A 14,709-nucleotide genomic window follows, 5' to 3' on the forward strand; every position below is an offset into this window, starting at 1 on the left:
CACCCGGTGCCATCGTGGGGGCTTCGGGGAGAGCGCGCCGGCAGGATCGGGGCGCAGGACAGGAGGCCATGGTGAGTTCGCCGGTGTACCGCGCGAGCGCAATGGCGCACCTCTCCAGTCCGGAGCAGCTCGACACCGAGGTGCGGCTGGTGCGGCCTGCCGGGTGGCTGGCGCTCGCCGCCGTCGGGCTCGTGCTGGTGGCCTTCATCGTGTGGTGCTTCCTCGGCACGGTCCTGACCACGATGCCGGCGGCCGGAGTGCTGGCCACGCAGTACGGCAGCTCGAACAGCCTGTCGCCCGAGGAGGGCGTGGTCGCCGAGATGCTCGTGTCGCCGGGAGACCAGGTGTCGCGGGGCGAGCCGGTCGCCGTGGTCGAGACCCCGTCCGGTGAGGTCGAGATCCCGGCGAGCGCGAGCGGTGAGGTGGTGGAGGTGCTCGCGTATCCCACCGATGCGGTGGCAGCGGGCGGGACCGTCGTCTCGATCCAGCCCGAGGATGAGCTCCGGTCGTTCGTGTACATCCCGGTGGCGGGCAGTCAGCCCATCAAGCCGGGGATGTCGGTGCAGATCGCGGTGACGACGGTCGCACCGGAGGACTACGGTCTGCTGCTCGGCACGGTGACGAGGGTCGGATCCCATCCGGCCACGCGCGCAGGCGTCGGAGCGCTCCTGAACAACGACGACATCACCAGCATCGTCGTCGGCGGCGCTCCGGTGTTCCAGGTCGAGGTGGCGCTGACTCCGGCGGATACGCCCAGCGGCTACGCCTGGACATCCGGTCAGGGCCCTGACGAACCGCTGAGCGCCGGAACGCTCGTCAACTCGACGGTGACGATCGCCGCGCAGACTCCGATCACCCTCCTGTTCCCGGCCGATCGCGCCGCAGGATGACCTCGAGCGCTCCGCCGACCGTGCGCACCGCGACGCTCATCCCGCGGGCGCGGCGCGAGCGCGTGCCCACCGTCATCCAGATGGAGGCCGCCGAGTGCGGAGCGGCGTCGCTGCGGATGGTCCTCGCCCATCACGGGCGCTGGGTCCCCCTCGACGAGCTCCGCGAGACGAGCGGTGTCTCGCGGGACGGGGTCAAGGCGAGCAACATCGTCAAGGCCGCGCGGCGATACGGCATGACGGCGACCGGCCACCGCCAGGAGCCGGACGAGCTCCGTGTCGGGGCGCTGCCGGCGATCGTGTTCTGGAACTTCAATCACTTCCTCGTGGTGGAGGGGTACGCGCCGGGCCGGTGGTTCCTGAAGGATCCGGCCGTCGGTTCGCGCACCGTCACGGAGGAGGAGTTCGACAAGAGCTTCACCGGAGTCGTCCTGCGCCTCGAGCCGGGCGAGGAGTTCGCGAAGGGCGGGAAGCCGCCACCGCTCCTGACGAGTCTCGGGCGGCGCCTCGGACACTCGCTCTCCGGACTGCTCTACGTGGTGCTGGCCGGACTCGCCCTGGTGATCCCGGGATTGGCGACAGCCGTGTTGATGAAGGCGTTCGTCGACCAGGTGCTCGTCGCCGAGACGCCGGGGGCGATCTGGCCGATCCTCGGCCTTCTCGCCGGAGCCGCCGCGACCATCGGCCTGCTCACGGCCCTTCGGCAGCATTACCTCCTCGCGCTCGAGACGAAGCTCTCGCTGCACAGTTCGAGCGCCTTCCTCTGGCATGTCCTGCGGCTGCCGATCCCGTTCCACGCCGCGCGCTCGCCCGGGGAGATCTCCGGGCGTGTTCCCCGCAACGACCGCGTCGCCGTGCTGTTGTCGAGCGAGGTGGCCACCGCGCTCATCGACTCGGTCGTCGTCATCTTCTACTTCGTCGTCATGTTCGGCTACAGCCCGGGTCTCGCGCTGCTGGGTGTCGTCGGGATCGCACTCAACGTGCTCATCCTCCGCGCGGTCGGAACCCGACGGCGCGATGAGGTGCTCCGGATGCTGCAGGACCAGGGTCTCCTGCTCGGAAGTGCGATGAGCGGCATCCGCTCGATCGAGTCGATCAAGGCGGCGGGTCGCGAATCCGACCTGTTCACGAAGATCATGGGCCTGCATGCGCGGACGGTCTCGGGCACGCAGCGGCTCGGACGCGCCTCTCTGCCACTGTCCGTCGCGCCGCCGCTGATCGCCGCGCTCACCACGGCGGCGATCCTCGGCTGGGGCGGGCGCGAGGTGATCGGGGGAGCGATGAGTCTCGGCACCCTCATCGCCTTCCAGACCCTCATGGGAAGAGCCACCGAGCCCATCGGGCGCTTCGTGCAGCTCGGCGGGACGCTGCAGGAGATCGGCGGAGACCTGGAGCGGCTCGACGACGTGCTGGCGAACCCGGTGGTCGACGACGACGAGCGCGGGGACGGGGACCCCGAGGTGCGGCTCGCGGGGATGCTGGAGCTGCGCGACGTCACCTTCGGCTACAGCCCGCTCGAGCCGCCGCTGCTGGATGCCGTGAACATCACGGTGCATCCGGGAAGCCGCGTCGCGCTCGTGGGCGGGTCGGGCAGCGGCAAGTCGACGATCAGCCGCCTGGTGGCGGGGCTCCACGCTCCGTGGAGCGGGGAGGTGCTGTTCGACGGACGCCCGCGCGACTCCTGGCCGACCGACACCATCACCGCGTCGGTCGCCCTCGTGGACCAGGACATCCGGCTGTTCAGCGGCTCGGTGCGCGACAATCTCACGCTGTGGGACGCGAGCATCCCGGCGGCGCGTGTCGTCGGCGCGGCGCAGGACGCCCTGATCCATGACCAGATCGCACGACGACCGGGCGGCTACTCGGCGGACGTGCACGAGAGCGGCGGCAACTTCAGCGGCGGAGAGGCGCAGCGGCTCGAGATCGCCCGCGCGCTCGTCGCGGAGCCGAGCATCCTGATCCTCGACGAGGCGACGAGCGCCCTCGACCCGACGACGGAGGAGCTCATCGACCGCAACATCCGCCGGCGCGGGTGCACGACGCTGATCGTCGCGCACCGGCTGAGCACGATCCGCGACTGCGACGAGATCATCGTCCTCGACCGCGGTCGCATCGTCGAGCGCGGGACCCATGAGGACATGATCGGCAGCGGCGGCCCATACAGCCTCCTCTTCTCGGCCGAGGCGGGTGTCCGATGAGCGGGGAGCGGGTCGCGAGCGGCACGGCGGTCGGGGCGAACACGCCGCTGCTGCTCTCGGGCGCCGACGGATCGTGGCTCGTCGTGCACGGCGCGCTCGAGGTGTTCGCCTCGTTCGACGCCGAGACCTCCGCACCTCGCATCCATCTCCTGACCGTCGGAGCAGGCGGTCGCGTGCACGGCATCCCGCGATCGGGCGCGCCGGAGGTCGATGTGCTCGCGGTCGGGTCGGCGGGCACGGTCGTCCGAGAGCTCGACGCGCCGAGCGCCTCGGAGCGCGATTCGTGGATCGAGGAGATGACCGCGGCGCACGAGGATCAGGCGCCCGAGGACGAGGCGCTCGACGAAGAGAAGCCCGAGGAGGAGGTGCCCGCGCCGGCGGATGCCGCCGAACGACTCCTCCGGGCGATCCGGACGCGACGCCGTGCCGTCGAGCTCGACGGCACGGCGCGCGTGCGTGCCCGGCGTATGGGACGGATGTCGTCGATGGCGAACGGCCTCGAGAGCCTTCGTTCCCTGGTCGGACGGCCCGATCCCGTCGCCGCGGGCGTGGCCGCCGGTGACCCTCTCGACGCCGCTTTCGCCGTGATCGCCCGGTCGCTCGGGGTGACCTCCGCGCCGGTGCCCGCAGAAGCCGGGATCACGGATCGACTCTCGACGCTGGCGCGCCGCGCGCGGGTGCGCACGCGAAGCGTGAGCCTGAGCCGCGGATGGTGGACGCACAGCACCGGCCCGATGCTCGCGCACCTCGTCGACGGCGGCGCACCCGTCGCGCTGCTGCCCCGCGGACTCACACGATACGAGTTGATCGATCCGCAGACGCGGGCGCGCGTGCTGGTCGACGAGAAGGTCGCTTCGACCATCGATGCGGATGCGGTCGTCGTGTACCGGCCCCTCCCCGAAGGCGCGGTGTCGCTGTCGGCACTGCTCGGCGATGCCCTGCTCCACTCCCGTCGCGACATCACCCGCCTGGTCGCTTTCGCGCTCGGCTCGGCCGTCGTGGCGCTCGCGGTTCCGATCGTGACCGGGCGGATCGTGGGGACCGTCATCCCCGAGGCCGACCTGCCGGATCTCCTGCAGCTGTCGCTCGCCCTGATCGTGGCGGCCGTGGCCGGTGCCCTGCTGCAGCTCACCACGGCGATCGCCGTGCTGCGCGTGCAGGGGAGGGTGAGCACGTTCCTCGCTGCGGCGGTCTGGAATCGGCTGCTCTCGTTGCCGGCCACGTTCTTCCGCCGCTACTCGTCCGGTGACCTCGCGGTGCGGATGCAGTCGGTGGAGACCATCGTGCAGGTGCTCGGGAGCGGTGCCGTCGTCGCCCTCCTCGGTGTCGCGACCACCGTGCTGAGTCTCGGTCTCATCTGGTTCTACAGTGTCGCGTTCGGGATGATCGCGACGCTGCTGCTCGCCGTGCTCGCCGCGTTCGTCGTCTTCTCGAGCCGGGCGCAGCTGCGGCGCTCGAGGGCCGTGGAGGACACGGCGGGGCAGCTGAGCGGACTCGTGATGGAGTTCGTGTCCGGCATCGGCAAGCTCCGGGTCGCGGGAGCCCACGAGAAGGCCTTCGAGCGCTGGGCCGAGCGGTTCCGCGCGCGGCGGGCGGCGCAGAACGGGGTCCGTCGTGCGCAGAACGTGTCGATCGTGGCGATGGCCGCGTTCCCCGTCATCGCGTCTCTCGTGCTGTTCGCCGCGGTCGGGCTCAGCGATCCGCCGCTCGCGGGGCCGGGCGAGTTCCTGGCGATCAACGCCGCCTTCGGGCAGGTGATCGGCGCGGTGCTCTCGATCATCGCCGTGGTGACGCAGCTCGTGCAGGCGGCACCCGGCATGACGCGCGTGCTGCCGGTGCTGCAGGAGCACCCGGAGGACGACGCCGACAAGGCCGAGCCGGGTGAGCTGCGCGGGGGTGTGCAGTTCAGCGGCGTCACCTTCCGCTACGACCCGGAGGGTCCGGCGGTGCTCGACGACGTGTCGATCAGCGTCCCTCCCGGCAGCGCGGTCGCCCTCGTCGGTCCCTCCGGCTCGGGCAAGTCGACCCTCGGACGTCTCCTGCTCGGATTCGAGACGCCCGAGGAGGGCGGCGTCTATCTCGACGACCAGGATCTCGCCGGCCTCGACCTGCGCGCCGTGCGGCGGCAGCTCGGGGTGGTGCTGCAGACGGTCGAACCCCTGCCCGGGTCGATCCTCACGAACATCCTCGGGGATGCCGTCGGTCTCGGGATCGATGCCGCCTGGCGCGCGGCGGAGCGGGCGGGGTTCGCCGACGATGTGCGCGCGATGCCCATGGGCATGCACACCGTCGTCTCGGAGGGCGGGTCGACGCTGTCCGGCGGACAGCGTCAACGGCTGCTCATCGCCCGAGCGCTCGCGGGGGACCCGCGCATCCTGCTCTTCGACGAGGCGACGAGCGCGCTGGACAACGTGACGCAGGCTGTCGTCGCCGAGAGCCTGGCCCGCCTCTCGGTGACGAGGATCGTGATCGCGCACCGACTGAGCACCGTGATGGATGCCGACCGCATCTACTACCTCGAGCGGGGGCGCGTCCTCGAATCAGGGACCTTCGACGAGCTCATGGCGCACGACGGAGCCTTCGCGGCGCAGGCCCGGCGCCAGCTCGCCTGAGGTTCGGATGCGATGCGTCCACGCCCGAACTGCGCCGGCAACCCGCCTCAGCGCGCAGGGGGAACGGCCGCTTGCAGGTGCCGGATGACGGCGAGCACACGGCGATGGTCGTCGGCGTCGACCGGCAGCCCGAGGGCGTCGTAGATGTTCGAGGTGTGCTGGACGACGGCCTTCTCGCTGAGGACCAGCTGGGCGGCGATGGCGGCGTTGCTGCGCCCCTCGGCCATCAGCCCGAGCACCTCGACCTGACGCGGCGTCAGACGGCCGATCGCCGAGGTGCCCCGACTCGCCCGCGCGACCAGCACCGACACCAGCTCGGGATCGAGCGCGGTGCCGCCGGCGGCGACGCGACGGATGTCGGTCGTGAACGTGTGGGCGTCGGCGATGCGCTGCTTGAGCAGATACCCGAAGCCTCCGCCCCCTCCTTCGAGGAGCTCGGTCGCGTAGCGGCGCTGCACGTGCTGCGACACGACGACCACGCCGATGTCGGGGTGGGTGCGACGGATGCGGAGCGCGGCCACGAGGCCCTCGTCCGTGTACGTCGGCGGCATCCGGATGTCGGTCACGACCAGGTCGGGCGCGTGACGCGCCACCTCTCGTTCGAGCTGCGCCGCGTCGCTGACGCTGGCGAGCACGTCGAGGCCGTCCCGCGCGAGGATGTGCGCGATCCCCTCGCGCAGCAGCACCTCGTCCTCGCCGATCACGACACGCATGGCAGCTCCACTCTCACATTCGTTCCGGCCGAGGGCTCGGACTGGATCTCGATCGTGCCCTTGAGCGCCTCGACCCGGTCGGCGAGACCACGGAGGCCGACTCCCGCGCCGATGCGCGCGCCGCCGATCCCGTCGTCCTCGATCTCGAGCCGCATGACACCGTCGCGCTGCGCCATCGTGACGCGCACGTTCGACGCCCGCGCGTGCTTGACCGTGTTCGAGAGCGCCTCGGCGACGATGAAGTACGCGGTGTGGGCGGTCGAGGTGGCGATCATCGTCTCGTCGAGTTCGGCGTGCAGGGTCGCGGGAACGGCGAGTCGATCCACGAGGTCCTCGGTCGCGGCCACGAGCCCCTGCTCGAGCAGCGCGGCCGGGAGGACGTTGTGCACGAGGTGTCGCAGGTCGGCGGCGGCCGCGTCGATGCCGTGGCGGAGGGCTTCGACTTCTCCGGTGACGGAGGAGTCCGAGGCCGAGTTGGCGATCGTCTGCGCCTCGATCGCGAGGAGGACGAGCTGCATCTGCAGGCCGTCGTGCAGGTCGCGGGCGATGCGGAAGCGCTCACGGTCGGCGGCCTCGACGATGCGGATGCGGGAGTGGGTGAGCGCCTCGTTGCTCGACAGGAGCTGCGTGGTCAGGCGCTCGCGGTCCAGGGCGATGGCGAGGACCTCGGCGGCCCGGCGCACGGGAGACGGGTCGGCGATGATCCGCGCGTCGTACTCGACGGCGCCGACGAGCTCCTCGTCGACGACGACCTGGAGCCAGCCGCGCTCGCCGTCGGTCTCGTCGATCGCGACCTCGGCGCCGTCCTCATCGACGAAACGATGCTGTGCGGCATCCCAGTAGACGACCCGCAACGAGCGATCGCCGAGCGTCGTGGCGAGCGCCTGCGCGACCGCCGGACGGCTCGCCCCGCGGATGGCGAGCCACTCGCTCAGCGCCTCGAGCGGCGTCGTCCGGATGAAGCTGCCGAGCAGCACGCCGAGGAGGAAGGCGATCGGGAGACCGGCAAGGAGCAGGATCTGCAGCGAGACGATCAGTACCGGTGAGGCGCCCAGTGGGAACAGGATGTTCGGAACGTTCGGCAGCCCGACGACGGCGATGATGCCGTAGACGAAGAGCGGGAGCAGCACACGTCGGTGGGCGGGGTCGGCGGCGCGCAGACGTCGCACCATCACGATCGCCGCCATGATCATCGCCGAGAGCCCGAGCCAGGTCTGCGCGAACGAGAGGGGGCCGAAGGCCGCCGTCCCCTCCGCGAGTGCTCGCGCGGTGCCGAATCCGATCGCGATGATGTAGACGTACACGACGATGAACGTCGAGAAGCGGCCGCGCAGCCGGCCGGAGGGGAAGGCGAGCAGCAGGTGCACCGCGACGGCGAGGGTGCTGCTGCCGAAGACCTTGTAGAGCGGGATCAGGGCCGGGGCGTCGAGGTACCCCGTCGCGACGAGCAGGATCGAGACGGCGCCGATGAGCAGGAGACCGCCCATCCCGTTCGTCGGTCGGCGCCACCAGGCGCAGATGCCCGCAGCAACCCAGATCCAGAAGAGCACCACGAACTCGACGACCTCGAACAGGCTGCCGCCGGCATTCGCCCCGACCGCGAGCACGATCACGCCGATGAGTCCGGAGAGCAGGCCGATGAAGATCAGGGCGAGCTCGAGCGAACCCACCCTCCCGCCCTGCAGCCGGCGCGGCGTCGGATCGGTGAGGGGGGAGATGGAGCGGTCTGAAGACAAGGGAGTCCCTCTCGAGAGAGCAGGGTGTGCAGTGCGATCAGATCTCACCCTCCTGCACGGCCCGGCACCGAACAAGCGACCTGAGTCCCCTTTCGGCGAGGACCCCGGTCCTGCCCGCGCACAGGCGCGACCCAGGTCCATGGTGTGCGCCTTGGGCGCCCCGGAGCATGGATCGGGAGTGCCGCGCCGCGTCACTCACCGTGCTCGGGTGCCTCGCACCGGAGCGACCGACTCCAGGGACGAGAACATGGGAATACGAAGAAAGGCCGCCGCGATCGTGACAGCCGGGATGCTGATCGCGTCATCGCTCGCCATGGGGAGTGCGCTCGCGCTTCCCGCCGCCGCCGACGACGGGTCGGCCGAACAGCCGATCGTCGAGGCGGTCGATCCGGCGGTGTCGCCGCCGGATGCCGAGGGAGAGCCGGATGCCGAGGGAACGCCGGATGCCGGTGTGCCGGAGGCGTCCGACGACGAGGGCGCCGCTCCTGAGCCGAGACTCGACGAGGTCGTGCCGGACGAGGAAGAGGCGCCGGTCGTCCCGCAGGACGACGCCGCTGATGACGCCGCTGAGGACGCGGGTGGCGTCGGCGCGCTCGCCGAGCAGCACGCCACGCTCTGGGCGAGCGTCGACCTGTACCGGGTCACGCTCGTGGAAGGGGCGCTCACCGGGACCACGAAGGGGCACGTCTCCGCTGTGCCCGGCAGCGTCTCGGCGACCGCGACGAACGTCTTCAACGTGACGGGGACCTACGCCGACGCCGCCGCGACGGGTATCGATGCGACGGTCGTCTACAAGGTCCGCATGGACATGCCGCACGCACCCGATGAGAGCACCTGGATCCAGGCGCGCATGCACGTCGAGGGCGGAACCAGCTACGCGGAGTGCGACGTCTTCACGGGCGACCCGCGTGCGGGCGGAGTGGTCGCGACCCCTGCGCCGTACACGTGCTTCCCGCACCGCACCCAGAGCTTCCCGAACGTGCGCTACACGTTCGCGATCGAGATGAATCGCTACGTCGAGTCGTCGGGAACGATCCACACCGTCGGCCCGGTGTCGCTCTCGGAGGGGAACTTCACCTTCGAGCAGCCGTTCCGGATCGCGGGGACGGAGAACGTCGTCGCGGGCGGCACCACCACCTTCTCGACGCTCCAGCGCGAGTCCGACACGAAGGCCTCGGTCGAACCCGACACGGCCAAGACGTGGTTCTCCTACCGGATCCAGGAGACGAAGGACGTCGCCGGGGTGCCCACCGTGGTCCCGTCGAAGTACTACATCGCCGGCATCGTGAGCCGGAACCGTTCGGGGAGCAACCAGACGTCGTGCTGGATCTTCGATGTGGATCCCACGGGCTCGACGCCGTGGCAGGACCTCAAGAGCCCGCGGGCCACGCCGTACACCTGCACGGCGACCGGCGATCGAGTCGACAGCGGTCATCTGGCGGCGACGATCATCGTGGCCAAGCGCGACATCATCGTCATCCCGGCGACGGAGCGCCCGCGTCAGAGCGAGCTCTACCGCGACGTGTGCACGAACCGGCCGGACGACTGCGACCTCTCGCTCGTGACCGTCGTGCAGCAGCCGGGGACCCATCGGGTGATGTCGCCCAAGTGGGGCAACATGGAGCACCCCGAGCCGATCAAGCACATCTTCAAGTTCACGTCGAAGCAGTCGACCACGACATCCTTCGGGACCGAGCTGACGCTCGGGATCGAGGGAGGGCTCGGTGTCAAGTACAAGGCCGAGATCAAGGCCTCGTTCGGCTACGAGATCGCGAACGAGACCTCGTACACCGATGAGCAGGAGGTCGAGATCAAGCCCGGTCGCAGCGCCTTCATCGTCGGCGCACCGCAGATGATCCACACCGAGGGCGACATCTACGTTCTGCATGGAGACAGGCTCTACATCCTGCAGAACGTGATCGCCGACTTCCCGCGGGTCGGACTCGACAACTGGAACTTCTGGGACGAGAGCGAGCCGATCCCCGGATGGACGCCGGGAGGCGTGGGAGGCGTGCAGAACCCGCCCCTCACGGATCTCGATCCGGCAGCTGCCGCGGCAGCAGCCGCAGCGGCGGGACGCGCGACGTCCGGAAAGGGCTCGCTGGCCCAGACGGGCGGAACCGCTGACGTGCTGACGTTCGCGTTGGCGGCGGGCCTCACGATCGCGGGCGGGCTGCTCCTGTTCGCACGGCGCCGTCGGCACCACCCGGCCGAGTAGTCGGCGACAGCACAGAAGAGGACGCCCGGGCTCAGGCCCGGGCGTCCTCTTCTGTGTCGGCGGAAGCCGATCAATACGCCTGCTGGATGATCGCGGCGACCGCGCCGACGTCGTCGTTCGCGTCGAGGATGCCGTTCGGATCGGGGAGGAACCCCTGCGTGACGATGATCGTGAACGCGAGGTCGCGACCGGAGGCCGTCTCCATCACGCCGCCGAGCGTCTTCGTGGAGAGGCGGAACCTCTGGTTGAACGGGTCGCTGTTGAGGAGGGTTCCGGTCTTCGCGAACACCTTGCCGGCAGCAGGGCCGTCGGCCTCGACCATGACGAGCGAGCCGTCGACACCGAGCACCGGCATCGTGGCCTTCCAGCGCTCCGCATCGGGACGCTCCGCCATCAGCGTCTGGATCTGCAGGGCGTTGGCGGGCGTGACGTAGTTGCCCTCCAGGCCCGAGCCGTCGATGAGCGACGCTCCGGTGACGTCGAGGCCCGCCTCCTTCCAGATCTCGCCGGCGATCGGTATGCCCTTGTCGCAGTCGGTCTCGCCGCGCTCCACGGCCAGGCGGCAGACGAGGGTCTGCGCACCGCGGTTGTAGCTGATCTTCATCACATACGTGACCTCCTCCTCGAGCGGGAGCGACTCCAGCTCGGCGACCGAGGGCAGCGCCTCGACGGCCGCGAAGTCGGCGAGGGTCTCGGTCGTGTTGGTGGCGAGGGGATCGGTGCCCACCGCCACGCCCGCGCGCCCGAGTGCCTCGATGAACGCCGTGCGCGCGAACGTGGCAGGGTCGTCGAACGCGTAGGACTTGAGCTGCGGCACGCTGTCGGCGGCGATCGTGCCCGAGACGACGACCTCGCCGTCGCGCGAGGAGTCCTCGAGGGTGATGGCGGTGACGCCGCCCGCCTCGACGGTCTCGACGGTCGATGTGACGATCCACGGCGAGACGACCGGCACCATCTCGGTGGTGGCAGGCTCACCGGGCTCGGACGGGTGCACCATGACGTCCACCAGGTTCTGGTTGACGATGATGGGGGTCACCGCCTGGCCGCCGAGCTTGCCGGTGAACAGACGGTCGTCCACCAGCACGTCTCCGGCGACGGAGTCGATGCCCGCCGCCTTCACCTGGGCCGCGAGGTCGTCGAGTCCGGTGAGAGGGTCCTGCGGGGTGAGACTCGAACCGGGCAGGAAGTTCGCGTCGTTGTGGTCGAGGTTCGCGAAGTCGACGGTCCCGTCGTCCTTCGTGCGCCCGCCCATCGTGAGATCGCCCATCCCGACGAGCACGAGGTCGCCGCCGAGGACTCCCGCGGTGATCTCGCCGGTGCGCTTGACGGGCGTCGTGATGGTGTGGTCCGGTCCCCATTCGAGCCACGCGGCGCCCGCGCTGTACGTCTTCACGAACGAGCCCGGCTCGACCATCCGGTTCGCGCCGAGATCGATGAGCTCCTCGCCGGTCTCGAGGTCGGTCACCGCGATCGACCAGGTGGCGTGCTCGTACCGTTCCTGGTTCATGACCGCGAGTGCGGCATCGGGCAGACCGTCGACGGAGTTCGGATCCGCGGCGTCCTCGGCGGTGCAGGCCGTCGTGCCGACCAGGAAGAGACCCGCCACGGCGGCGGCCGCCGCCCCCCGGCGGAGGGACCCCGGGGTCATTCTCCGCTCCCGGCGGCGAGGGCCTCGGCGATCCGACGGAAGGTCTGATCGGCCGGGTGGGCCTTGGGCACCACGTTGGAGGCGTTCATGAACACCGCGATGCTCGCACCGGTCTCGGGGTCGTGGAACACGGCAGCCGTGAATCCCAGTCCCTCGCCGTTGTGCCCCCACCAGCCGTTCGTCTCGCCGATACCCAGTGCGTACTGGTCATAGGGCGGTCCCTCCTCGAGGGGAGCGCCGCTCTGCCGCTCGGTCTGCGTCGACGGTTCGAGCAGGAGCCCCGATCCGAGCGCCTCGGCCCAGACGCGCGCGTCGTCGAGCGTGCTCACCATCGATCCCGCCGGTCCGTAGATCGACAGGTTGTCGTTCTGCACGACCTGCTCGCCGTCGAGCAGCACGTAGCCGTTCGGGTGATCCGTCCAGGTGGAGGCGTCCAGGGTGTAGCGGGTGCCGCTCTGGCCGAGGGGCTGCAGGATCCGCTCGTCGAGCGCGTCCGCGAACGGCTGACCGGTCACCTTCTCGACGACGGCGCCGAGGAGGTTGGTGTTCGCGTTCGTGTAGACCTTGCGCTCGCCGGGGGCGAATGCCGCCGGCTGGCCGACGAGGAAGTCGTTCAGCTCGGCGAGAGTGAAGATCCTCGCCTCGTCCGCGCTGTAGGCGGCGCCGAAGGCCTCCGTCGACGTGTAGTCGGCGTTGCCGCTCGACATGTCGGCGAGCTGGCGGATCGTGATGCTGTCGCCGTTCGCGATCCCGTCGACGTACTTGCCGATCGTGTCGTCGAGGCTGAGCTTCCCCTCGTCGACGAGCTGGAGGATGAGGGTCACGGTGTACGACTTCGTGACGCTGCGCAGCGGCCAGGTCATGTCGAGCGACACAGGCGTGTCGGCATCGATGTCGGCGAGGCCGACGGCCGAGGTCCACGATCCCTCGCCGGGAATCCACACGCCGACCGCGGCGCCCGACACGTCGTACTCGGCCATCGTCCGGTCGACGATCTCCTGCAGCTCCGTCTGGAGGTCGGCGGGCAGCTCGCCCTCGGGCGCCGCGGGCCGGAGCGAGTCCGTGGCCGTCGGCGTCGCGCTCCCCTCCGGAGCGGTGGAGCCCGCGCACCCTGCCAGCAGCAGGGAGATGACTCCGACGGCGGCGATGCCCGCCACGGTGCGCCGATCGGATCGGGGTGTTCGCGCGCGCTCGTGCGTGTGCGCGAGCAGCGGACGACGGATGCGGTGTGTCATGGGGTCTCCCAGCGTCGGATTCCGAGGGCGGTGGCCCATCATGCCCACTTTTCTCCCCGAGGGGTGTCGTCCGCAATGGACCCCGGTCCCTGATCGAGAGGGGACCCAGGTCCATAGCCCCCGCCTCTGCCGCACGGGAGACTGATCGAGGTTCTGCATGCCCGCAGACCCGAGGGGAAGGTGTCGAGGACATGGTGGGTTACGAGAGATCAGCGCTGCGGCGTGGAGCATCGCGGTCGCAGCGCCTGCTCGCGGTCGTCGCGACCGCGGCGGTCGCCGTGGGGCTCGCCGGGTGCGCGGCATCCGCGCCGGAGGCATCCGCGACGCCCTCGGCGGCGGCAGACGGCGCTGTGGAGTTCGATGCCGCGACGCTGACGGCGATGTTCGAAGAGCAGGCCGAGGAGATGATGCTGCCGGGCGCCGTGGTGATCGTGCGCACTCCTGACGGCGACATCGAGGTGCCGTACGGCGTGACGGAGTGGGGAGGCTCGACGCCCGTCACGCTCGACGACCACATCCGCATCGGGTCGAACACCAAGACCTGGACCGGCACCGTGATCCTGCAGCTGGTGGAGGACGGCAGGATCGCCCTCGAGGATCCCGTGTCGAAGTACCGTCCCGACGTGCCCAACGGCGACAACATCACGATCGAGCAGCTGCTGACGATGCGGAGCGGACTGTTCAACTACACGACGACTCTCGAGTTGAACGCGGCGCTGGATGAGACCCCCGACCGAGTGTGGGACCCGGAGGAGCTCGTGCGGATGGGGTTGGCGGGGGAGCCGTACTTCGCGCCAGGCGAGGGGTACATGTACTCCAACACGAACACGGTCCTGCTGGGGCTGATCGCGGAGCAGCTCGAGGGGAAGAAGCTGCCCGAGATCTATCAGGAGAGGCTGTTCGAGCCGCTGGGCCTCACCGAGACGTCGTTCCCGGCGCTCGCGGACGCGTCGATCGCCGAGCCGGTGGCCCACGGCTACATGTTCTCGAACAACGTCGACACGATGGAGGGCTCGGCTTTGCCGGCCGATGAGCTCGCGGCGGCGCAGGCGGGGGAGCTGCTGCCGACGGATCACACGGACGACAATCCGTCCTGGGCATGGTCCGCGGGCGCGGGCATCTCGACCGCGCCGGAGCTTGCGACGTGGGTCGAGGCACTCGGCGGGGGCGGAGTGCTGAGCGATGAGATGCAGCAGAAGCGCATCGAGAGCGTCCAGCCGTCCGACGGAGAGGGTGCGTACGGCTGGGGCGTGGCCGGCATGGGGTCGTTCTACGGGCACATCGGCGAGATGCCGGGATACAACTCGTTCATGGGGTACGACCCCGAGACCGACGTGACCGTGGTCGTCTGGGCCACGCTCGCGCCGAACATGGAGGGGAATCCGGCGGCTGCCCTCATCGCCCGGTCGCTGATCGAGAAGATGTACGGCCTCTGACGCGAGCCCGAGGTCCCGTCGGTGTC

The 14,709-nt window shown here is 70.1% G+C and carries 9 protein-coding genes; 5 read left to right on the top strand and 4 right to left on the bottom strand.

The window, feature by feature from the left end; translation table 11 throughout:
• The first annotated feature begins 71 nt into the window (after positions 1 to 71).
• The 3 genes from MRBLWH11_RS09670 to MRBLWH11_RS09680 are packed head-to-tail and all read left to right on the top strand — an operon-like array spanning position 72 to position 5,697.
• On the top strand, positions 72 to 890 hold the full coding sequence (locus MRBLWH11_RS09670; protein ID WP_341947727.1) for an HlyD family efflux transporter periplasmic adaptor subunit: 819 nt from the start codon (positions 72 to 74) through the stop codon (positions 888 to 890).
• A complete protein-coding gene (locus MRBLWH11_RS09675) occupies positions 887 to 3,085 on the top strand; it encodes an NHLP family bacteriocin export ABC transporter peptidase/permease/ATPase subunit (protein ID WP_341947728.1) in 2,199 nt (732 codons plus the stop codon). Before MRBLWH11_RS09670 ends, MRBLWH11_RS09675 begins: the two co-directional genes overlap by 4 nt.
• Complete coding sequence (locus MRBLWH11_RS09680; protein WP_341947730.1) at positions 3,082 to 5,697, top strand: NHLP bacteriocin export ABC transporter permease/ATPase subunit; 2,616 nt, start codon at positions 3,082 to 3,084, stop codon at positions 5,695 to 5,697. Before MRBLWH11_RS09675 ends, MRBLWH11_RS09680 begins: the two co-directional genes overlap by 4 nt.
• A gap of 47 nt (positions 5,698 to 5,744) precedes the next feature.
• On the opposite strand, the gene MRBLWH11_RS09685 is transcribed toward MRBLWH11_RS09680, so the two are convergent.
• Both MRBLWH11_RS09685 and MRBLWH11_RS09690 read right to left on the bottom strand, forming a co-directional pair.
• Positions 5,745 to 6,410, bottom strand: coding sequence for a response regulator transcription factor (locus MRBLWH11_RS09685; protein WP_116635647.1), 666 nt, complete (start codon positions 6,408 to 6,410; stop codon positions 5,745 to 5,747).
• A complete protein-coding gene (locus MRBLWH11_RS09690; protein WP_341947731.1) occupies positions 6,398 to 8,146 on the bottom strand; it encodes an ATP-binding protein in 1,749 nt (582 codons plus the stop codon). The genes MRBLWH11_RS09685 and MRBLWH11_RS09690 overlap by 13 nt, the downstream gene beginning before the upstream one ends.
• 247 nt (positions 8,147 to 8,393) lie before the next feature.
• On the opposite strand from MRBLWH11_RS09690, the gene MRBLWH11_RS09695 reads away from it, so the two are divergent.
• Positions 8,394 to 10,364 (top strand): LPXTG cell wall anchor domain-containing protein, encoded by a 1,971-nt coding sequence (locus MRBLWH11_RS09695; RefSeq protein ID WP_341947732.1) that lies wholly within the window; start codon positions 8,394 to 8,396, stop codon positions 10,362 to 10,364.
• Between the two features lie 70 nt (positions 10,365 to 10,434).
• Here the strand turns inward: MRBLWH11_RS09695 and dacB are convergent, their stop codons facing one another.
• Entirely contained in the window at positions 10,435 to 12,012 is a 1,578-nt protein-coding gene (gene dacB, locus MRBLWH11_RS09700; protein ID WP_116635649.1) for a D-alanyl-D-alanine carboxypeptidase/D-alanyl-D-alanine-endopeptidase, read from the bottom strand.
• Complete coding sequence (locus MRBLWH11_RS09705; RefSeq protein ID WP_341947734.1) at positions 12,009 to 13,247, bottom strand: serine hydrolase domain-containing protein; 1,239 nt, start codon at positions 13,245 to 13,247, stop codon at positions 12,009 to 12,011. Before MRBLWH11_RS09705 ends, dacB begins: the two co-directional genes overlap by 4 nt.
• Positions 13,248 to 13,438: 191 nt before the next feature.
• Between MRBLWH11_RS09705 and MRBLWH11_RS09710 the strand changes: the two genes are divergently transcribed.
• A complete protein-coding gene (locus MRBLWH11_RS09710; RefSeq protein WP_341947736.1) occupies positions 13,439 to 14,683 on the top strand; it encodes a serine hydrolase domain-containing protein in 1,245 nt (414 codons plus the stop codon).
• Positions 14,684 to 14,709: the final 26 nt, after the last annotated feature.

This window comes from Microbacterium sp. LWH11-1.2 (assembly GCF_038397745.1).
Classification (GTDB): Bacteria; Actinomycetota; Actinomycetes; order Actinomycetales; family Microbacteriaceae; genus Microbacterium.

Coding starts and splice junctions, on each gene's coding strand:
- MRBLWH11_RS09675 (WP_341947728.1), top strand. CDS start 887: ATGACCTCGAGCGCTCCGCCGACCGTGCGCACCGCGACGCTCATCCCG.
- MRBLWH11_RS09710 (WP_341947736.1), top strand. CDS start 13,439: ATGGTGGGTTACGAGAGATCAGCGCTGCGGCGTGGAGCATCGCGGTCG.
- dacB (WP_116635649.1), bottom strand. CDS start 12,012: ATGACCCCGGGGTCCCTCCGCCGGGGGGCGGCGGCCGCCGCCGTGGCG.
- MRBLWH11_RS09695 (WP_341947732.1), top strand. CDS start 8,394: ATGGGAATACGAAGAAAGGCCGCCGCGATCGTGACAGCCGGGATGCTG.
- MRBLWH11_RS09680 (WP_341947730.1), top strand. CDS start 3,082: ATGAGCGGGGAGCGGGTCGCGAGCGGCACGGCGGTCGGGGCGAACACG.
- MRBLWH11_RS09705 (WP_341947734.1), bottom strand. CDS start 13,247: ATGACACACCGCATCCGTCGTCCGCTGCTCGCGCACACGCACGAGCGC.
- MRBLWH11_RS09685 (WP_116635647.1), bottom strand. CDS start 6,410: ATGCGTGTCGTGATCGGCGAGGACGAGGTGCTGCTGCGCGAGGGGATC.